Annotated in this window: 18 protein-coding genes; 5 read left to right on the top strand and 13 right to left on the bottom strand. The window is 34.4% G+C overall.

Features of this window, described 5'->3' with window-relative positions; translation table 11 throughout:
* Positions 1-2: 2 nt before the first annotated feature.
* From CD29_RS15325 to CD29_RS15295, 7 genes are all read right to left on the bottom strand, one after another.
* On the bottom strand, positions 3-1,613 hold the full coding sequence (locus tag CD29_RS15325; RefSeq protein ID WP_036188757.1) for an ABC transporter permease: 1,611 nt from the start codon (positions 1,611-1,613) through the stop codon (positions 3-5).
* A complete protein-coding gene (locus CD29_RS15320; protein WP_036188755.1) occupies positions 1,610-2,524 on the bottom strand; it encodes an ABC transporter ATP-binding protein in 915 nt (304 codons plus the stop codon). Before CD29_RS15320 ends, CD29_RS15325 begins: the two co-directional genes overlap by 4 nt.
* A gap of 174 nt (positions 2,525-2,698) precedes the next feature.
* Positions 2,699-3,199, bottom strand: coding sequence for a GNAT family N-acetyltransferase (locus tag CD29_RS15315; RefSeq protein ID WP_036188753.1), 501 nt, complete (start codon positions 3,197-3,199; stop codon positions 2,699-2,701).
* A gap of 13 nt (positions 3,200-3,212) precedes the next feature.
* Positions 3,213-4,199: a glutathione S-transferase family protein gene (locus tag CD29_RS15310; RefSeq protein WP_052124201.1), complete on the bottom strand. Its 987-nt coding sequence runs from the start codon at positions 4,197-4,199 to the stop codon at positions 3,213-3,215.
* Positions 4,200-4,399: 200 nt separating this feature from the next.
* Positions 4,400-5,296: a DMT family transporter gene (locus CD29_RS15305; protein ID WP_036188749.1), complete on the bottom strand. Its 897-nt coding sequence runs from the start codon at positions 5,294-5,296 to the stop codon at positions 4,400-4,402.
* A 350-nt stretch (positions 5,297-5,646) separates the two neighbouring features.
* A complete protein-coding gene (locus CD29_RS15300) occupies positions 5,647-6,216 on the bottom strand; it encodes a TetR/AcrR family transcriptional regulator (RefSeq protein ID WP_036188746.1) in 570 nt (189 codons plus the stop codon).
* Positions 6,217-6,229: 13 nt separating this feature from the next.
* Positions 6,230-6,943: an MBL fold metallo-hydrolase gene (locus CD29_RS15295; RefSeq protein WP_036188744.1), complete on the bottom strand. Its 714-nt coding sequence runs from the start codon at positions 6,941-6,943 to the stop codon at positions 6,230-6,232.
* A gap of 205 nt (positions 6,944-7,148) precedes the next feature.
* On the opposite strand from CD29_RS15295, the gene CD29_RS15290 reads away from it, so the two are divergent.
* Both CD29_RS15290 and CD29_RS15285 read left to right on the top strand, forming a co-directional pair.
* A complete protein-coding gene (locus CD29_RS15290; RefSeq protein ID WP_036188742.1) occupies positions 7,149-7,643 on the top strand; it encodes a L,D-transpeptidase family protein in 495 nt (164 codons plus the stop codon).
* Positions 7,644-7,749: 106 nt separating this feature from the next.
* Positions 7,750-8,331, top strand: coding sequence for a YitT family protein (locus tag CD29_RS15285; RefSeq protein ID WP_036188739.1), 582 nt, complete (start codon positions 7,750-7,752; stop codon positions 8,329-8,331).
* 12 nt (positions 8,332-8,343) lie between these two features.
* Here the strand turns inward: CD29_RS15285 and CD29_RS19740 are convergent, their stop codons facing one another.
* The 5 genes from CD29_RS19740 to CD29_RS15260 all read right to left on the bottom strand — a co-directional run bounded on the left by CD29_RS19740 (position 8,344) and on the right by CD29_RS15260 (position 13,946).
* A complete protein-coding gene (locus CD29_RS19740; RefSeq protein ID WP_081976290.1) occupies positions 8,344-10,806 on the bottom strand; it encodes a bifunctional diguanylate cyclase/phosphodiesterase in 2,463 nt (820 codons plus the stop codon).
* 28 nt (positions 10,807-10,834) lie between these two features.
* A complete protein-coding gene (locus CD29_RS15275; protein ID WP_036188736.1) occupies positions 10,835-11,716 on the bottom strand; it encodes a phosphate/phosphite/phosphonate ABC transporter substrate-binding protein in 882 nt (293 codons plus the stop codon).
* Positions 11,717-11,831: 115 nt separating this feature from the next.
* Positions 11,832-12,707, bottom strand: a complete 876-nt coding sequence (locus CD29_RS15270; protein ID WP_036188734.1) for a radical SAM/SPASM domain-containing protein — start codon at positions 12,705-12,707, stop codon at positions 11,832-11,834.
* A gap of 225 nt (positions 12,708-12,932) precedes the next feature.
* The gene (locus tag CD29_RS15265; RefSeq protein ID WP_036188731.1) at positions 12,933-13,235 is read right to left on the bottom strand and encodes a YunC family protein; all 303 of its coding nucleotides are present in this window, start codon (positions 13,233-13,235) and stop codon (positions 12,933-12,935) included.
* Positions 13,236-13,313: 78 nt separating this feature from the next.
* On the bottom strand, positions 13,314-13,946 hold the full coding sequence (locus CD29_RS15260; protein WP_169716194.1) for a hypothetical protein: 633 nt from the start codon (positions 13,944-13,946) through the stop codon (positions 13,314-13,316).
* A 310-nt stretch (positions 13,947-14,256) separates the two neighbouring features.
* Between CD29_RS15260 and CD29_RS15255 the strand changes: the two genes are divergently transcribed.
* The 3 genes from CD29_RS15255 (at position 14,257) to CD29_RS15245 (ending at position 18,311) form a co-directional block, all read left to right on the top strand.
* Complete coding sequence (locus CD29_RS15255; RefSeq protein ID WP_036188726.1) at positions 14,257-15,921, top strand: ribonuclease J; 1,665 nt, start codon at positions 14,257-14,259, stop codon at positions 15,919-15,921.
* Between the two features lie 10 nt (positions 15,922-15,931).
* On the top strand, positions 15,932-16,372 hold the full coding sequence (locus CD29_RS20335) for a hypothetical protein (protein ID WP_140422917.1): 441 nt from the start codon (positions 15,932-15,934) through the stop codon (positions 16,370-16,372).
* A gap of 304 nt (positions 16,373-16,676) precedes the next feature.
* On the top strand, positions 16,677-18,311 hold the full coding sequence (locus CD29_RS15245) for a catalase (RefSeq protein WP_036188721.1): 1,635 nt from the start codon (positions 16,677-16,679) through the stop codon (positions 18,309-18,311).
* Positions 18,312-18,381: 70 nt separating this feature from the next.
* Here CD29_RS15245 and CD29_RS15240 read toward each other — a convergent pair.
* Positions 18,382-18,959: SpoVR family protein (locus tag CD29_RS15240; RefSeq protein WP_036188719.1), on the bottom strand; the 578-nt coding region annotated here is incomplete at its 5' end.

Raw genomic sequence — 18,959 nt, 5'->3', positions numbered from 1 at the left:
GTTTATCCCGCGATATCTCGTTTGTTATATCCCTTAAATCCGATAAAAAGAAATACTATAAATAGAACTAATAATAAGAATAATGATTGAATATCCACTTCTTCTCCAGGTACTTTGGGGATTAACTCAAAGGCAGATAAATACATGATCCACTCTGGGAAATTTAACAACCCACCTACATATACAGCTACATAACAAAATGCAAAATATAGCCAAATAACACTTGTAAATTTTGGAGCAAATCCGACTAAAAATACCGTAACACCTATCATAAAGAACATAGCTGGTAAGTAGACTAACGCAGATTGCATTATTGTTGCAAATGAAATTGGATTTTCCATCATTGTATTTGCAGCCAACCATAACCCTAGGGCTAATAACATTAAATATATAATACTTTCAATGATTGCTAAAACCGTAAAGCTTCCTAATACCCTATTTCTTGATATGGCTCGACTATAAAAATGCTCTGTCCGATAGTGGTTTTCTTCACTTTTTAACTTTAGAATAGTCATTATTACTGGAATAACAGAGATTAATGACATGATCCCCATTAGCATCGAAATAAATTGATCCGTTATCGAAAAGTCTCCCATTTGGGCTAACATCATTTGAACAAACTCATTGTCAGAAAAGTACTTTTCCATATCACCCATTACCGCACCAAACGCTGCACCAAGTGCAAAAATACCAATACCCCAAGCAATAATCTTTATTCTTTGTAAGTGATACACAAGTCCTAATATTGATTTGATCATGGAGGAAGCATTCGTTCTGCCTTTTCGTGTCGGTAAAAAACCTGAATTTAAATCTCTAATTGAATTTAAATAGAAAGTGATGATAATTAAGACAATAGAAAAAATAGAAGATATAACAATTGGCCACCAATAATTGTTTATAAAAACATCTGTTCTAAGTAACCAGCCAAGTGGCGAAAAAAAAGATATTTTCTCATCTACTACGTCGCCAACAGCTCTTATAAAATAAGCTATAACTAAAGTCCCGAAAGCTAACCCTTTTGTTCCTCTTGAAGAATCAGTAATTTGCGCGAATAAGGATGTAATGGCTGCAAATACGAATCCTCCTAAGCCTAAAATCGCTCCATATAAAATGGAACTTTCTAATGTATTTCCCTCTATATTTAGTAGATGAAGGCCGATACCAGTTATTAATGCAATGATCAGATTCACGCAACCTACAACAATTATACTAGCTGCTAGATATGAAAGTCTTCCAATTGGTAGGGAACGAAGTACTTCAGTTCTACCTGTTTCTTCATCTGTTCTTGTACTACTTCCCACAAGTAAAATGTTCATTATCGCAATAGCAAGTAGAGTGAACAGTAACATTTCATGAGCAAATTGAGTACCTATAGTAAGTAAATATTCATCTGCTTCATATCCTGGTCCTAACATTGCAACCATCGCAGGATTTTGCATCGTAAGAGCAAATCCCTGTTTGTCACTTTCATTTTGGTAAACTGATTGATAACTAGAAGCTACTGCTAGTGACACGAACACTATTCCCATTAACCATGCAATTATTTGAAAACGATGTTGTCTAGAAATAATTTTTATTAACTGACTAGTACCTTTCAACATTTGTACATTCATATTCCTCTGCCTCCAGTAGAAGCAACAGAATTAGAATTTTCATAATGACGTAAAAATAAATCTTCTAGGGTCGGAGGTGTGCTTTCTAATTTTAGAATACCAAAATCACTTATAAATTTAATAATTGTTCCTAATTCTTCCGAATCTATTTGGATAGAAACTCCATCACTATGATTATCCACATGATGTACACCTTTCATATGCTGAATGGAGGGCAAAGGTTGCTTTGTTTGTACATGCAAATTTGTACGTGTTAAATGCCGCATCTCATTCAAAGTACCTGTCTCAATGACTTTACCTTCACGAATAATGGAGATTGTATCACATAGTTTTTCCACTTCGGAGAGAATATGACTTGAAAGAAGTACACTCTTCCCTTCATTTTTCACTTCAAGAACACACTCTTGAAAAGTTCGTTCCATAAGTGGGTCAAGACCAGAAGTTGGTTCATCTAATATATATAATTGTGCGTCAGAGGCAAAAGCAGAGATCAATGCGATTTTTTGACGATTCCCCTTAGAGTAGGCTCTACATTTTTTTGTAGGGTCTAAGTTAAATCGTTCAATTAATTCATCACGTTTATTTTTACTTCCATTTCCACGCATTTTTAGGAAGATATCAATAACTTCTCCCCCAGTTAAATTTGGCCATAGATTCGCCTCTCCTGGAACATATGCAAGATATTTATGTATTTCTACTGCATCTTCCCATGCGTCATTTCCAAAGATTTTCACTTCTCCACTTGTAGCTTTAAGCATTCCTAATAGTATTCGGATTGTAGTAGATTTTCCTGCTCCATTTGGGCCAATAAAACCGTAAATTTCCCCTTCATTGATTTCCATATGAACATTATCTAAAGCCTTATATTTTCCAAACTTTTTCGTTAAACCTTTTACTTCAACTAAGCTCATTTCTTCCCCTCCCAATCCCTGGTTATATAAGTTAATTATATTACATTGAAGTACATTAAATTTGTAAAATTCACGAAAATATAACTGAAGAAATCGGCTAACAGTATTAAGTTAATCTATTAAAAAAAGAGGCCTTTAATTAGACCTCTTTACTAATGGTATTATTTATCTAACCTAAAAACTAATTTGGAATGCCTTTACAACTATTCCGTCATCAAGAGGAATAAAGTCATTTTCGGGTACTCTTACAAAACCCATTTGTTCATACAAATTTACGGCTGTTTCCATAAAGTCTGATGTATGTAATCCCATAGCTTTATAGCCTTTCTCTTTTGAACGTTTGATACATTCATTTACTAAAGCTTTTGCAATACCTTTGCCTCTTACCTTGCTAGAAACTGCAAGCTTCCTAAGCTCAGGATATTCTAGTTCATCCGCAACAAGGCCTTGGTAACCTTGTACTTTTGCTGGGAATAACACTACAGAACCAACAATCTCTCCATCGATTTCAGCAACCATAATATCGATTTCTGAATTTTGATCATCAGTTACTATTTGTTGTTTTAATACATTCCAATGCCCCTCAGGAATTTTTGATGCATGTTCTTCATATGCTTGTAAGCGTAATTCCTGTATTATTGTGTATTCGCTTGGTAAAGCGTCTCGGATTATCATTTTTCAATCCCCCTTAAATAAGGAACTTTTCTTTTTTACCACTTATGTTCTCCCGATTATGCGTAGTAATGAAAATCGAAGTATCGGGTCCTTTAGGTAATATATTAAAGCTTTTTTGATCATCACTTGCGATATGATTCGATAGATGATAATGCAATTTAATCGCGTGGAAATTTGTCGTATCACCAAATCCTGGTGTTTGATATAAATCTCTTAAATAACCCCATAGATTTGGGAAATCGACAATTCGATTACGGTTTGTTTTAAAAGCAGCGTAATAGGCAACATCGAATCTAACTAAAGTTGTGTATAAACGAACATCTGCATCCGTTATATAGTCGCCAAACAAGAAACGTTTTGTAGCTAATCTTTCTTCCAACTCATCAAGTCGATTAAACAACACATCGTAAGCTTCTTCATATGCTTCTTGTGAACGAGCAAACCCACATTTGTAAACGCCATTATTTATATCATGGAAGATTACTTCGCTTAAGTAGTCAATTTCATCGCGTAAATCTTCTGGATATAGATTTGGGGCATTTTCTTTATGAAACGGAGCCCAATCGATTTCAAAATAGTTTGTTAGTCGGAAGTAATCGTTATTTACGACCTTCCCTTCTTTCACATCTACCAGTGCTGGTACTGTAGGTCTACCTGAGAATTCGGGATCTGTATTTGTATATATTTCACTTAAATATTGAATACCAAGAACCGGATCTACCCCACCCTCATCTAATGAGAAATCCCAGTCAACACGCGGTACTGCAGGACGCATTGGTGCTACTGTCCCTAAACTAATGACATCCTCTAAACCTAGTAAACTTCTTACTATGACTGTACGGTGTGCCCAAGGACAAATTTCAGACCATATTAAACGGTAACGGTCAGCTTCAACAGGTAATTCCCCAGGTTGATCTCCGAATACATTTGTAAAACGATTTGTTTGTCGATTGAATTTCCCTTTTTGGTCAATTTCAACTGGATTCGCCACTTTATCCATCCCCTTCAACTCTAGACTTATGCAATTTTTATTTATTTCATTTATAGTTTGGAAAACAATGTACTATTACACAGTATATTACTATGTTTAATTGGATTATATGCGTAATTTATTTCGATATCAAGATAATTTTGAATTTTAATTAAATGAATTAAAAAAGTATCTAAAAAAATGATTTTTTAGATACTTTGCCAACGAGTTTATTTGTTTTGGAATAGATTATTATCTAGTAAATCCTTCTTTTTGAAAAATGATAGTTTTGTTTCAGATATTAAGATTGCTAATAATATGAGCACTGCACCAACAATCATTCTTGCCGTGATAACTTCGCTTAGCAAGATAATTGAGAATACCATACCCCAGAATGCCTCAGTCGATAAAATGATTGCGGCTTTTGTTTCGGAAGTATACTTTTGTGCAATAGTTTGGAAACAGTATGCTAGTGTTGTAGAGAAGATACCTAAGTATAAAATAGATAAAACTCCTTCCATTTCAAACGAGAAGTTTGTATCTCCTTTTATTAATAAGGCAATCCATGCTAATATAGCTGCAACACCCATTTGAACAACTGTAAGCAAGATAGGATCTTCATCTTTAACGTATTTTGCTGTATAAAATATTTGATACGCAAACGCAAATGCACAAGCTAAAGTTAACAAATCTCCTATATTTACCTCAGCCGTAAATTGCAGTGATAAGAAAGCAATACCAATGATTGCAAGAAAAGCACCAGTTAGCTCAAATTTGTCTATCTTTCTTCGATATGCAAAGAAAGCAATGAAAGGTACGATAACAACATTCACTGCAGTAATAAATGCATTTTTAGAAGGTGTCGTATATTGCAATCCTACTGTTTGAAGTAAGAAAGCAAGATACAGTAATATCCCTAACACAAGACCTCTTATTAATGTAGATTTTTTTATTTTCTTTAACCGTTTATAAAAAATGGCACTTAATATGATCAATCCTATAGTGAACCGAAAAGCAAGTATTTGATAAGGGGTAAAATACTCTAAAGATACAGCAGAAAATACAAATCCACTTCCCCATATAATTGCGGTAATGATTAACATGACTTCGCCAATATATTTTTGCATAACTTCCTCCAACTTATAAAAAACTATTTTATTAGTATAATTGAATCTTCATATATTAGTATACATCAACTATTATTGAATATTTCAAATAGTTTAAGAACCCTTAGTAATTTTGCACAAGTATACCAAAAACTTTTTTAAATGATACTTAACTCATTTAAACCTCACTAAAACCTAAAACTAAAAAGCCAGCTCATTTTTTGAGTCGACTTTTTAATTTTCAGTTCGACATTATTTCCCGAGAAATGATAAAGTGAAAATTTATAGTTATATTTATGCTCCACCAGGAATTTAAAAGAGTTTGAACACATTTAGTGCTCAAACTCATTTCCTGTGAACTTATTAGAAGACTACTTTCTATCTACACGATGGATTGCTTTTATGAAGTTTTTAATTATATATTTGAAACTTTCCTCCACATTAACGGACAAGGCGAATGCTCCACTTTGTTCAAGTGATGAAAATCCATGCAATATACTTCTTAATCCACGGATCGTGTGAATCATTTTTTCATAATCTAAGTTATAATCTTTTAAAACATATATGATAAGTTCAACAATATCATCGCCTGCTTTTTTTAGTTCCCCATCAATTACTTCAGGTGCTTGTATAGTTACTTCATACAAACCAGGATGCTCACGCGTAAATGCTACATAAGCATATGCCATTGCATAAAGCGCTTCATCTTGTTGTTTACCTTCAATAGAATTTTTTAACTTTTCTAGTAGTAGTCTTAAACCATATAATGACATTTCCCTTTTTAAACTTGCTAAACCTTTAATATGATTGAATAGTGAAGGAGATTTTACAGATAATTTTCTTGCAAGTGTTGCAAGAGTAACTGCTTCTATTCCCTCTTGATCAGCTATTTCTACTGCTGTTTCAATAATTTTATTTATATCTAATCCTACTCTAGGCACTTTACATCATTCCTTATACATTAACTAATTTCTTTTCTGCATCTTGAATTGCTTGTTTTACCAAATCTTTTGGGTACTCTAACACTTTCCCATGTCCAACAGCTACAAGTGACGGTTGTAATTCATATATTTTTTTAACACTATAAAGAGCAAGTTCCTTATTCCAAGTACCAAAAGTAGGAAATGGAAACGTTGGTACTAGTTGACCAACAACTGCTACTTTCCCCTTTGTTTGCATTGCATCGCCCACTATCAGTTGTCGATTAGTCGTATTAAATAGAGAGATAGAACCTGGAGTATGACCTGGAGTAGAGATGACTTCAAAAGAACCAATTCGATCCCCTTCATTTAATAACCTATCTGGTATTGTTTTCAAATTTTTATCAAATCCGCCTTTAATAGGTGTATTCGGTTCTTCTGCATCTAAAGTTAAATCCCCTGCTAGTAGTCTGCTGTCGCGTTGAGATATAGACACAGCTACATTAGGGAAGTGTTGTTTTAACTGGTCCAATGAACCAACATGATCCCCGTGAGCATGGGTTAAAATAATATTCGTTAATGGCTTCTTGATACGTTCGACTAATTGTACAATTCCTTTAAAGCTCGCTGGCATTCCTGCATCGATTAGAGTTAATTCATTTTCTTCCTCATAAACATAACAATTCACCGGAAATAATCTTGGTAATAGTGTTAATTGATAAAGATTGCCATACTTTGAAATCCTCATTATGTTAGCCCCTTAAAATGAATTATTGTTCTTCCCCAAAAACTAATACCGTTAGTTTTATAATATAACTAACGGTATTAGTTTTCAACGCTTTTTTTGTAATATTTTAGTTATTTTGTAAATTAATTATTCCACTTCCATTCGAAACGATTTCATATTTCGACATAAGATGTAGAGAATACTTAAATTGAATGGAGTGATTTCGGTGTATCACACAGTACTACCTGGAGAGACACTTCTACAAATTTCACGAGATTATCGTTTACCAATTGCCCTTTTAATTGGTGCAAATCCTACAATCAACCCAGATTTAATTTACGTAGGTCAGCGAATTGATATTCCTGGTTTACCTGACCCAAGTTCTATTCCTTATAGAATTGAAGTTTCGATAAATAATAGAAGACTAAGTTTATATAGAAATAATGTATTGCAAAAAACCTATCCAATTGCTGTAGGTCGTATGCTTTATCAAACACCTATTGGAAACTATGTCGTAATCAATCGTGCACCAAACCCTGGTGGGCCCTTTGGTACGATGTGGATGAGTCTTTCGAAAGAGCATTACGGAATTCACGGAACAAATGATCCAAGTTCAATTGGGAAGGCAGTGTCAAGGGGATGTATTCGCATGCAAAATCATGATGTAGAAGAACTTGCAGGAATCATTCCTAACGGTACAGCTGTTTCTATCCATGCGTAAGGTTAATTGAGGTATTATAAGTTATCAAATTCTCAAATAGATTAAGCTCATTAAATTTTAATTCATTTCATAAGATACATACATGTCCACTCTTTGGAGGAAATGTATGTATTTTTTTAATAAAGCATTTATCATTATTATTTGTAGTATCCTTATTGCTTTAGGTATTAATTTCTTTCTAGTTCCCTATAAAATCTTAGATGGAGGGATTATTGGAATTGGTCTTATACTAAACTATTTATGGAACTTAAAAGCGGGACTTATGATTATTTGCTTAAGTATTCCAATTTTTATGGTTGCTTGGTTTTTCTATCGCGATTACTTTTACAATAGTTTGCATGGAATGATTATATCTTCATTCTTTATAGACCTCTTTAGACCACTTCAGCAGTACGTTCGAATTGACCCTATGTTTAGCTCTATATTAGGGGGAATATTAGTTGGGCTAGGCATCGGGCTGATGCTCAAATTTAAGACAAGCACTGGTGGAACTGACTTGATCGCACAATTCATTTGCGATAAAACAGGAATTAACGTAGGGGTTATTATTTTTTTCATTGATGCTTTGGTTGTTTTATTAGGTGGGCTTTTAATCTCAACTTCGACATTACTCCTGTCAATTGTAACGATTTTATTTGTGGGTATGACAACTAGCCTAATTACGAGGAACGTAAAAATTTCAGTATAAAAAAAGATGCAACTAGTTAATACTAGTCACATCTTCTTCTAATAATCTTACAGCTATTTGCTCATAGTTTAATGGTTTACTAATGTAATACCCTTGGACAAGCTCACAGTTATATTTTATTAGCATCTCAAGTTGTTCTTTATACTCTACGCCCTCTGCAACAACTTGCAATCCAATATTATGTGCTAAACTGATGATTGTTTCGATAATTCTTCGTTCTTTTTCTGACTTTAACATCATATCTACGAAACTTTTATCAATTTTCACCCGATCAATAGGTAAACTATTTAAATAGCTTAATGAGGAATAACCTGTACCAAAATCATCTAGATGAATTGATATTCCAAGCTGTTTTAGCAGTTCTAATTTTTTTAAGTTTGTTTCAAAAGATTTCATTAAAGAGGTTTCTGTAATTTCTAGTTGTAGCCATTCCGGTGGTATTCCAGTGTTTTCAACAATACCTCGAACATTCTCGACAAAATCCTGTTGCATTATATGAACAGGTGAGATGTTAACAGAGATTTTTACAGGATCTAATAGCTGCTTATTGATGCGTATTATTGCTCTGCATGCATTTTCTAGAACCCAATTATCTATTTCAATAATTTGTCCTGTTACCTCAGCTATTTGAATGATTTTTTGGATTCCAAATTTCATTAAATCAGGTGATTTCACACGCAATAAAGCTTCAATACTTGTAATTTTGTTATGATTCGTACTGTACAATGGTTGGAAATGTAATTCCAATCCATTTGTTTCAAGACTATTACGTATCCCTGATTCGATTACCGTTTTTTCTTCAATCTCTTGTTGAATACTTTCATCAAATAATCGATAACCATTCTTGCCGGATCCTTTTGCACGATACATTGCCATATCAGCGGTCTTCAATAAGTCCTCCGCTGTTAAAGCATGCTTAGGATATAATGCTACACCGATACTAGCCGTCACATTTAATATTTTCGAATCAATAGCTATGCCTGTATCAAATAATTCGACTATTTCTTTAGCAATTTCCCCTGCTTGTTTTTCTGATTCTACATCGTGAATGATTAATATAAATTCATCACCACTAATACGTGCAACTTGTTTGTAGGGAGGAGAAATATTTTTTAACATCTCTGCCACTTTGATGATTAGTTGATCCCCGAAGGAATGCCCTAATGTATCATTTATCATCTTAAAATTATCTAAATCAATAAAAATAACAGCAATTGGACAATCTTTATAATTTATTATTGATTTATTTAATTCTTCATTTAACCTTCTACGATTTAGTAGACCTGTTAAAGAATCATGAGAAGCAAGATGTGCAACCTTTTCTTCACTTAGTTTTAGGACTCTTTGCGATTCTTTTAACTCATCATACTTACTACGTAATTGTTCCTCTGTACGCTTTAATTCACTGTTTGAAAAAATGAGTTCTCTATCCCGTTTTTTAATCGCTCGAATCATACTATTAAAACCTTTAGCTAAACGGGTTACTTCTTGGTAGCTCTTTACATTTGCACGGACTTGATAGTTTCCATTTTCAACATGATTCATAAGAATTCCCAATTTTTTTAATGGTCTTGTCCAAAGTAATGTAATTCCATAACCGATAATGCTAAATATTAATATACAAATAACTCCTGCGACTAATATAGGAAATAAGTTTTGGATTAGCTTTGCATCTAATTCATCTTTACTAATAGCAGTAACGATGTTCATTCCATTTTGTCTTAATTGGTAAGAATGAAGTAAATACTGTTGTTCATCAATTGAATATGAAACATAACTTTTTCTACTTTCTTCGATTAGTAAATTATATTGTTCATCAAATAACGTTTCACCAATTAGATAATTATCTCCATTGGCAATGACCGTCCCATTTTGATTTAACAACAAGACAAAGCCGTCTTCACCAATCATTGAATTGCTAATGATTTTACTTAATTCATTTAATTTAAAATCTATGCCTATAACCCCATCATGATTTTGACCATTTACATATTGCGATGCAGTGATGACGATATTCTGATTGAAGTAATCTAAGTATGGCTCAGTCCAGTTAATCCCTTCTTTGTTGACTATTGCCTTCTTATACCACTCCCGTTTAATTGGTGAGAAGTCATTAGGTACTACTAAATTATTTCCTGTATAAAGATGCCCATTAATATGTCCGTAAATTAGTGAACTATTAGATGGCATAATATTTTGATATGTATTAAATAACAACCCTAATTCTTCAGTAGTCATTTTCGGTTGCATGATAAATGTTTGCTCGATCTGCTCTAAAAACTTTTCAACAGCATTAAATGAACTTTCAAAAGAAGTTACTGTACGATTTAAAACAGATTGTGATTCCTGTTTATATTGCAATTCGATATTTTTCTTTAAGCTTTGTGATGCAATAAAACCAAATAGTGTCATAGTGGTTATACACATAAACAATATTAATAATATTGCCCAAAGTTTAATACTTTTTGTTCTCAAACCGGCCACTCATCCTCAAGTTTACTCATTATCTTTTTAAGAAAAATTCCATCATGTAGTCTTTTCCTAAAATCGTTGCAATATTTCTTATTGAATGATAAATATCATTATCAACTTCAATAAATCTATTAATTGAGCCATCAAATTTTTCTAACGAATCTGGCTGTTCTTGATGTATTGCCACCATAGCATTGATAAATTTCTCTTGCATTTCTTCACTAACAGCACTTCTAGCAACATAAAGTGATCCAGGAATATCTTCTGATTTCCATATTATTCGAAAATCATTACCGTCAATATCGCCTTTACTTATCAATTTTTCTAATTGGATGCTACTAATTGCACCTGCATCTGCTTTACCATTTACTAAATCTGTAGGTACTTGTTGGTGAGTGCCTGAATAATGTATTTCACTGAAAAAGTTTTCTATTTCAATATCTTTACTTTTAAATAATGCGAAAGGAAGGACAAATCCTGATGTTGAACCGGAATCGACAAATGCAAAGGTAGTTCCTTTTAAATCTTCAATTGTATGAATATTAGAATCTTGTGGTGTTATGATCAAAGATTGATAGTATAATCCTTCTGCTTTTCTTTCCTGTAGAACTAGTGGTGTTAAATCTAAAAAACTATCTGCAGCAATGTAGGAAAAAGCACCATACCATCCAATATCGACTGTTTTATTTTCCATTTCTTCTACAAGTCTCGCATAATCTTCAGTCACAATGACATTCACAGGAACTTCTAGTTGTTCTTCTAAATAAAGTCTAATATGTTCAAAATCATTTAGCATCGTTTCTTTTTCTTTCACAGGGATCATCCCTATGGTTAATTCCTCTTTGTTAATGTTACATCCTACTAAAAATGTACATAAAACGAAGATCATTAATGTAAATTTCAACTTTACCATCTAAGGATTCACCCCATGATTAGTCACTTTTTCACATCATACTATACAAATGTAAAGTCATTGTTAATTCACGAGTATTTTTCGACAACTTAGCTATTATAATGTAGATATTCCACTACATTCCAAACTTCTGACGGAAGCCACATTTTCTACATAATTCTTCAACTGCTACTCGATTAGAAAAGCCTTCGACAATTCGATTAGCCCGTTCACCTTCTACAATCTCATTAAATGATTGATCGTTCACATTTCCGAGTTTAATAATCCCATCCCCATCAAGACAGCATGGTACTACTGTTCCATCTACTAATATTGCTGCATGACTTCTTAGTGCGTGACAGAATCCTTTCCCCTCATCTTCTGGCGCAAAAAGGCTTGGCCATCTAAATTCATGGTCTTGATTTAAATAAATATTATGAGCAATTTTCACTCCGCCACCTGGTACAACTTTTTCTTCAATTCTATAATCAAGATTATATTCTTTTTCTATAATATCTAACGTCTCTCTATTTCTTCTTTTAGCAATTTCAGTAGATTGGCCTCGTTGTAGGTTCCATAAACGATAGGAGATAATTATTCCATGGTCTTTTGCATTGCGAACAAACTCGAGAATATCACCTAAATACTTTTCACGATTTTCTGAACCTTCATGTCCATCGAAACTATGTAAAGAGAAATTAATTTGTCTTAATGCAGGTTTACCTAAAAGTTTTTCACGATTTTTCTTTATAAGAGTTCCATTCGTAGTAATGTTCACTTTAAACCCTTTTTCGTGTGCTGCGTCAAGCAATTGATCAATTCGGGGATGCATTAACGGCTCTCCCTTTACATGCAAATATATATATTTTGTATGTGGTTTAAGTTGATCTAAAATTCTATTAAAATCCTCTACTTTTATAATTCCCTTTGTACGATTCGTAGGGGGACAGAAACTACAAGCAAGATTACATACACTAATAATCTCTACATAAACTTTCTTAAATGTTTTCACAATCTAATTCTCCAATCAGTCATATTGTCATTCATTTTATCAAATTTCTAGCATATTCGCATTTTGATTATATTATTTTTAAAATTAGAAAACACATCTCGACCCAAATAGGTCGAGATGATGTCTTTTCTTATGCGGATTACCTTAAAAACTTATACTTTTTTATCCGCAAAAAAAGTGACATACTTGTTTTTCAAAACAAATACGTCACTAAAATATATTTAGTTAAATCATTTTTAGTAAAGCTTCTTCACCAATCATGCCTTTTACTATTCCATACTTTTCTGCTTCAAAGGTAACTGATTCAAGGGGAGCTTTTAGCAATTCATCGATTGTTTTTACACCAACTGCTCGCCCAGCGACAATTTTACGATCCGCAAGTCTCTCGTTCAACAATCCAACATCCAAAGCACCGCACATAATATACCCAATGTCATTTGAAATTGTTAATAATGTTGTCTTTGGTAAATAAACGGTCACAGCATTAAAAATATGCCCTTGAATGGTTAACGTTTCTGTTGATATCACCGCAAAACCCTCCTCCACTTATATAAATATGGAGTTAGGCTAAATAGTGTTAATGTTTTTTCAGAGTATATATTGATATTACCATTGTCCAACTAATCTTTTTTCGTTCTTATATTGATTAATGGCTAAACTGATCATATGATACCAGTTTGTACATTCTTTTATTGAATCCTTATAGTCGTCACTATCTTTTTCAATGGGATCTTCTTTTTCAAAAAAAGTATATTCAAATGTATGATTTGAGAAATCGTCCAGCACGAGCTTTAAAGTTAGTTTTCTAATGGTCTCATCATCAACATCCTCATATTCCATTTCTTCAGGATCAATTACATTAATAATGGCTTGCCCTTCTTCATTGATTGTACCGCCTAGAATTCCTTGCCTCGGGAAAAGATATTTAACGTTTCCATCCTCTAAAATTGCTACTTCTAATAATTTTGAAAATGGATATGACTTGAATGTAAATTCATCATCTGTATCCTCTCTGTTGGCTACATAAAATGTATGTGTATTTTCATCGATTAGTAAACTGCATAGTAAATCCTCTGAAAGTGTTAATTTAGTATGTGGAATTTCTTCTAATAATTGCTTAGTATCTTCAATGTCTTTTTCAATTCTCTTATCAATTTCTTTTTTTAACTCAATATAACCCCAGAAAAACATAAGTAACGCGATAAATAAATAAGAACCAACCATTAATAACGATTCCAAGAAAAAAGCTAATATAAAAAAGGCCATCCCTAGTAAGAGTATCCAGCTAATCAAGAACTTTTGCATAATATTTCATTCCTCTACTATATATTTTCCAAATAGTAAACTTATAAAATTCTATTCGAGTTAATAGACTTTCATACTTATTTTTCGAAAATTAATAGAAAAAAAATAAAGTTAGATATCCGTTAGTTGAAAATCCATAGAAATCACTCGTATAGGACATTTTGTAAATAGATATACTAATCAGTGTTATGAAATCAAAATAAGAGTAGTAAAGAACAAGTGTTGGTGAAAAGAGGGAGTTACATTGTCTGAAAAACAAAATACATTATCAATTTTTGCTTTAGGTGGAATTAATGAAATAGGTAAAAATATGTACGTTCTGGAATACGGCGATGACCTTATTATCATTGATTGTGGAGCGAAGTTTGCAGGTGAAGCCTTACTTGGGATTGACTTAATCATTCCCGATGTAACCTATCTACAGCAAAATCATCACAAAATTCGTGGGTTAGTTGTTACTCATGGACATGAAGATCATATCGGTGGGATTCCGTACCTTTTAAAGAAGCTAAATATCCCTATCTATGCCACTCGATTTACCCTTGGGTTAATAGAACTAAAACTAAGAGAACATAAATTACTACGTGAATCCACATTAGTTGAGATTAATGAAACTTCCAATTTAGACTTTGGTAATATAAAAGTTAGTTTCTTTAGAACAAGCCATAGTATTCCTGACTGTTTGGGAATAGTATTTGATACTCCTGAAGGAAAAGTTGTTCATACAGGGGATTTTAAATTTGATTTGACTCCAGTTAATGACCAATATTCTGATATTCATAAAATGGCGAAAATCGGTGAAGAAGGAATATTAGCTTTAATTTCCGAAAGTACTAATGCAGAAAGACCTGGACTTACACCTTCTGAGAGTGAAGTTGGTAGACACATTGAAGAAGCATTCTTTGGTGCAACAGGAAAGATTATTATTTCGACATTTGCATCGAATGTGAATCGTGTGCAGCAAATTGTTGAAGCTTGTAAAAAAACAAATCGAAAATTGGCGTTACTTGGTCGGAGTATGGTAAATGTTATTGGTGTTGCACGAGCAAGAGGATATTTAGATGTACCTGATTGGATGCTAGTAGACGCAAGAGATGTTAGACACCTTCCGCCTGAAAGATTAACTATTTTATGTACAGGAAGTCAGGGAGAGCCTCTTGCAGCTTTATCCCGATTATCCACAAATAGCAACCGAGATGTGAAAGTCTACCCAGGTGATACAGTCATTTTTGCCGCATCGCCAATCCCTGGAAATGAAAAAGACGTTTCCAAAATTGTTGATAATCTATTTCAATTAGGAGCTAATGTGATTTATGGTTCCGCAAAAATTACAGGCATGCATGTTTCAGGACATGGCTATCAGGAAGATTTAAAACTTATGCTTACCTTGATGAAACCAAAGTATTTTATTCCAATCCATGGTGAATATCGTATGCTCCATATTCACCAGAAGTTGGCTGAGGCAGTTGGGGTTGAAGAAGGTCATACATTTATTATTAAAAATGGGGACGTAGTAGATTTCCAGCACGGTGAAGCAAGGCAAACACGTAGTGTACCTGCTGGAGACACATATGTCGATAATGCAGGGGACGACGAGGTGTTTGATATCGTCCTGCGCGATCGTAAACAATTATCCGAAGAAGGTATGCTTGTAATTGTTGTGTCGATTAGTAAGGATAATGGGGATCGTATTAGTGACCCAGATAGCATTTCACGTGGATTTGTTTATGCAAAGAATTCAGAAGAATTGCTAAGCAATATTAATGAAGTGGTAAAAAGAACAATCGATCCATTTAATGATGCGAACGTACAAGGAATGCGACGGGCTATTAAAAAAGAAGTTGGCAACTTTGTATTTGAACAAACTAATAAAAAACCAATGATATTGCCAATAATCATTGCAATCTAGAGAATGCGCCTTGCGACAAGGCGCTTTTTTTGTTGGCTGTGGGGATGAGATTGTGCCACTTTGGTGCGGGATTGAGCGGTTTTCTTTCGGAATTGAGCGGCTTTCCGCTTGGATTGAGCGACTTTCCCGGATTGAGCGCTTTCCCCCGGGATTGAGCGCTTTCGGGGCGGAATTGAGCGGCTTTCCGCTTGGATTGAGCGACTTTCCCGCGGAATTGAGCGGCTTTCTCGGATTGAGCGGCTTTCCGCTTGAATTGAGCGACTTTCCCTCGGAATTGAGCGACTCTAAACTTGGATTGAGCGGCTTTTCCCCGGAATTGAGCGAATCCCCCCTAATTGGCGGCTCTGGGGTTATTATGAGCGACTTTGGGCTCTTTATGGGCAACTTTTCACCCGATATGAGCAACTTTTGCCCTCTTATGAGCAACTCCCTGTCCCGCTCCACTTTGTGAGCAACTTTGGCCACGATATGAGCAACTTTCCTCTCTTTATGAGCAAATTTTCACCAGATATGAGCGACTTTGGCCATCTTATGAGAAACTTCCACCCCGTTATGAGCAACTTCCACCCTGTTATGGGCAACTTTTGCCCTCTTATGAGCAACTCCCTGTCCTGCTCCACTTTATGAGCAACTCTCTCCATTAGTAAATCGCCCTTTAGTTAGCTCCTACGACAAAAAAATAGTTAAATGATTAATCTATGTTGCATTAGGACATTATTTTCATGAAGATAACTTCATTATTGAGGAGGGTTTAAATGACTAACGATCCATCAAATCAAGATAAGTACCAAACAAATATTGAAAATGACGATACGTTAACAAATCGTCAGGGACACCCCATTACAAATAACCAAAATATACGCACCGTTGGGAATAGTGGGCCTGCAACTCTAGAGAACTATGATTTTATTGAAAAAATTAGCCACTTTGACAGGGAGAAAGTTCCTGAACGTATCGTACATGCTCGAGGTGCTGGTGCACATGGTTACTTTGAAGCCTATGGAACAATTGGAGATGACCCGGCTTCCAAATATACACGTGCCAAGCTTTTTCAAGAAAAAGGTAAGAAAACCCCTGTCTTCGTTCGTTTTTCTACAGTTGTTCATGGTTTACATTCGCCAGAAACAGTACGTGATCCACGAGGGTTTGCAGTGAAATTTTATACAGAAGATGGAAACTGGGACTTAGTAGGAAACAATTTAAAAATCTTCTTTATCCGTGATGCTATGAAGTTTCCTGATATGATTCATGCTTTCAGACCTGATCCTGTTACAAACATTCAAGATGCGAGACGTTTCTTTGATTTTTGCGCAAATTCACCTGAATCCTTCCATATGGTAACCCTTGTCTATTCACCTTGGGGAATACCTGCAAACTATCGTATGATGCAAGGTTCAGGAGTTAACACATATAAAATGGTTAACAACGAAGGAAAAGCAGTTCTTGTAAAATACCATTGGGAACCAAAACAAGGCATTAAAAACTTAACGGTAAAGGAAGCCGAGGAAATCCAAGGGAAAAATTTTAACCATGCAACACAGGATTTATATGAATCAATTGAGCAAGGCGACTATCCAGAATGGGAATTGTTCGTACAAATTATGGAGGATGGCCCTCATCCTGAGCTAGACTTTGACCCTCTTGATGATACGAAACTTTGGCCGAACGACAAATTTCCATGGCTACCTGTTGGGCGGATGGTATTAAATAAAAACCCAGAAAACTTCCATAACGAAGTTGAACAAGTTGCATTTGGTACAGGCGTACTTGTCGATGGACTCGATTTTTCTGATGACAAAATGTTACAAGGTAGAACATTTTCCTACTCTGATACACAACGTTATCGAGTAGGCGCGAATTATCTGCAACTCCCAATAAATGCTGCCAAAAAACGAGTAGCTACAAACCAAGAAGGTGGTCAGTTACGTTATTACAACGACAAAGCTCCTGGCCAAAATTTACATGTGAACTACGAACCTTCAAGTATGGGTGGTTTAAAAGAAGCGAAGCAAGTGGGAAAAGAATATACACCAATGATTCAGGGGGAACTTGTACGAGAATCAATCGAACGTAATGACAATACAAAACAAGCCGGTGAAACATATCGTAACTTCGAGCAATGGGAAAAAGATGAATTGATTAATAACTTAGTCAATGATTTAAGTATATGTCCACAAGAAATCCAAGATAAAATGATTGCCCTCGCTGAACAGGCAGATGAAGAATATGGTCGCCGATTGAGAGAAGGTCTACAAGAAAAAGCAAAACAAGCACGAAATAATAAAGAAGAATTTGCTGAGGAATTCAATCCGCGCCCACTCGGAGCAAAAGATGGAAAGAAAGTAATTGATGATGTTATCAATAGAGCACGTAATTCTAAACCTTATTAGCATTTGCATTTTAAAAAACCCGTGAACTTAATAAACTTCACGGGTTTTTATCATTGAGTGTTACTATATATTACATAAACCTCTTAGAGTTTTTCTTACCATCGTAGGTATATAAAATTGGCTTTTCTTCTACAATTGTTTCTACATGTACTGGACGACCCCATAATCGATAAATATACTGCAGAACCTGTTCTAAATAACGTGAATCTAGCTCCATTCCTTCATATCCATGTTTTAAATAGAGCTCCCCGTTTCTCAAATAATCACCATTTTCAACTACGATATAAGGGAAGCCACCATTTACTCGCATTGAAACTAATTGATCTCTAACATTTTCATAATCTTTATCACTAATTCGATATTCAAGTCCTTTTTTCTCAAACAAGTACATATCTTCTTGTTCAACTAGCTCTTTCGTTAAATAGTTACGGATAAAAGATATATCCGATTCAATTTCTCTGACTTCATAGATTTTTTCTCGGCCAGAGCCTGGTTTAATCCCCAATTTACGCATTTCTTCTGTTGGGTTGTCATATCGTCTTTCAATATCTTCAAAGATTTTCAAACCTAGATAATATGGGTTAATAGTCGTTTTTGATGGCTGCACTACACCAGCATTTAATTTTGCGTATTCAATTGTTTCGTCTG

Origin of the sequence: Ureibacillus manganicus DSM 26584, assembly GCF_000772945.1 — a bacterium.
In the GTDB taxonomy this organism is placed as follows: domain Bacteria; phylum Bacillota; class Bacilli; order Bacillales_A; family Planococcaceae; genus Ureibacillus; species Ureibacillus manganicus.
This window is presented reverse-complemented; position numbering and strand designations above follow the sequence as displayed.

Excerpts from the sequence above, each read along its gene's own strand:
- CD29_RS15325 (WP_036188757.1), bottom strand. The coding sequence starts at position 1,613 with ATGAATGTACAAATGTTGAAAGGTACTAGTCAGTTAATAAAAATTATT.
- CD29_RS15320 (WP_036188755.1), bottom strand. The coding sequence starts at position 2,524 with ATGAGCTTAGTTGAAGTAAAAGGTTTAACGAAAAAGTTTGGAAAATAT.
- CD29_RS15315 (WP_036188753.1), bottom strand. The coding sequence starts at position 3,199 with ATGATAATCCGAGACGCTTTACCAAGCGAATACACAATAATACAGGAA.
- CD29_RS15310 (WP_052124201.1), bottom strand. The coding sequence starts at position 4,199 with ATGGATAAAGTGGCGAATCCAGTTGAAATTGACCAAAAAGGGAAATTC.
- CD29_RS15305 (WP_036188749.1), bottom strand. The coding sequence starts at position 5,296 with ATGCAAAAATATATTGGCGAAGTCATGTTAATCATTACCGCAATTATA.
- CD29_RS15295 (WP_036188744.1), bottom strand. The coding sequence starts at position 6,943 with ATGAGGATTTCAAAGTATGGCAATCTTTATCAATTAACACTATTACCA.
- CD29_RS15285 (WP_036188739.1), top strand. The coding sequence starts at position 7,750 with ATGTATTTTTTTAATAAAGCATTTATCATTATTATTTGTAGTATCCTT.
- CD29_RS15275 (WP_036188736.1), bottom strand. The coding sequence starts at position 11,716 with ATGGTAAAGTTGAAATTTACATTAATGATCTTCGTTTTATGTACATTT.
- CD29_RS15245 (WP_036188721.1), top strand. The coding sequence starts at position 16,677 with ATGACTAACGATCCATCAAATCAAGATAAGTACCAAACAAATATTGAA.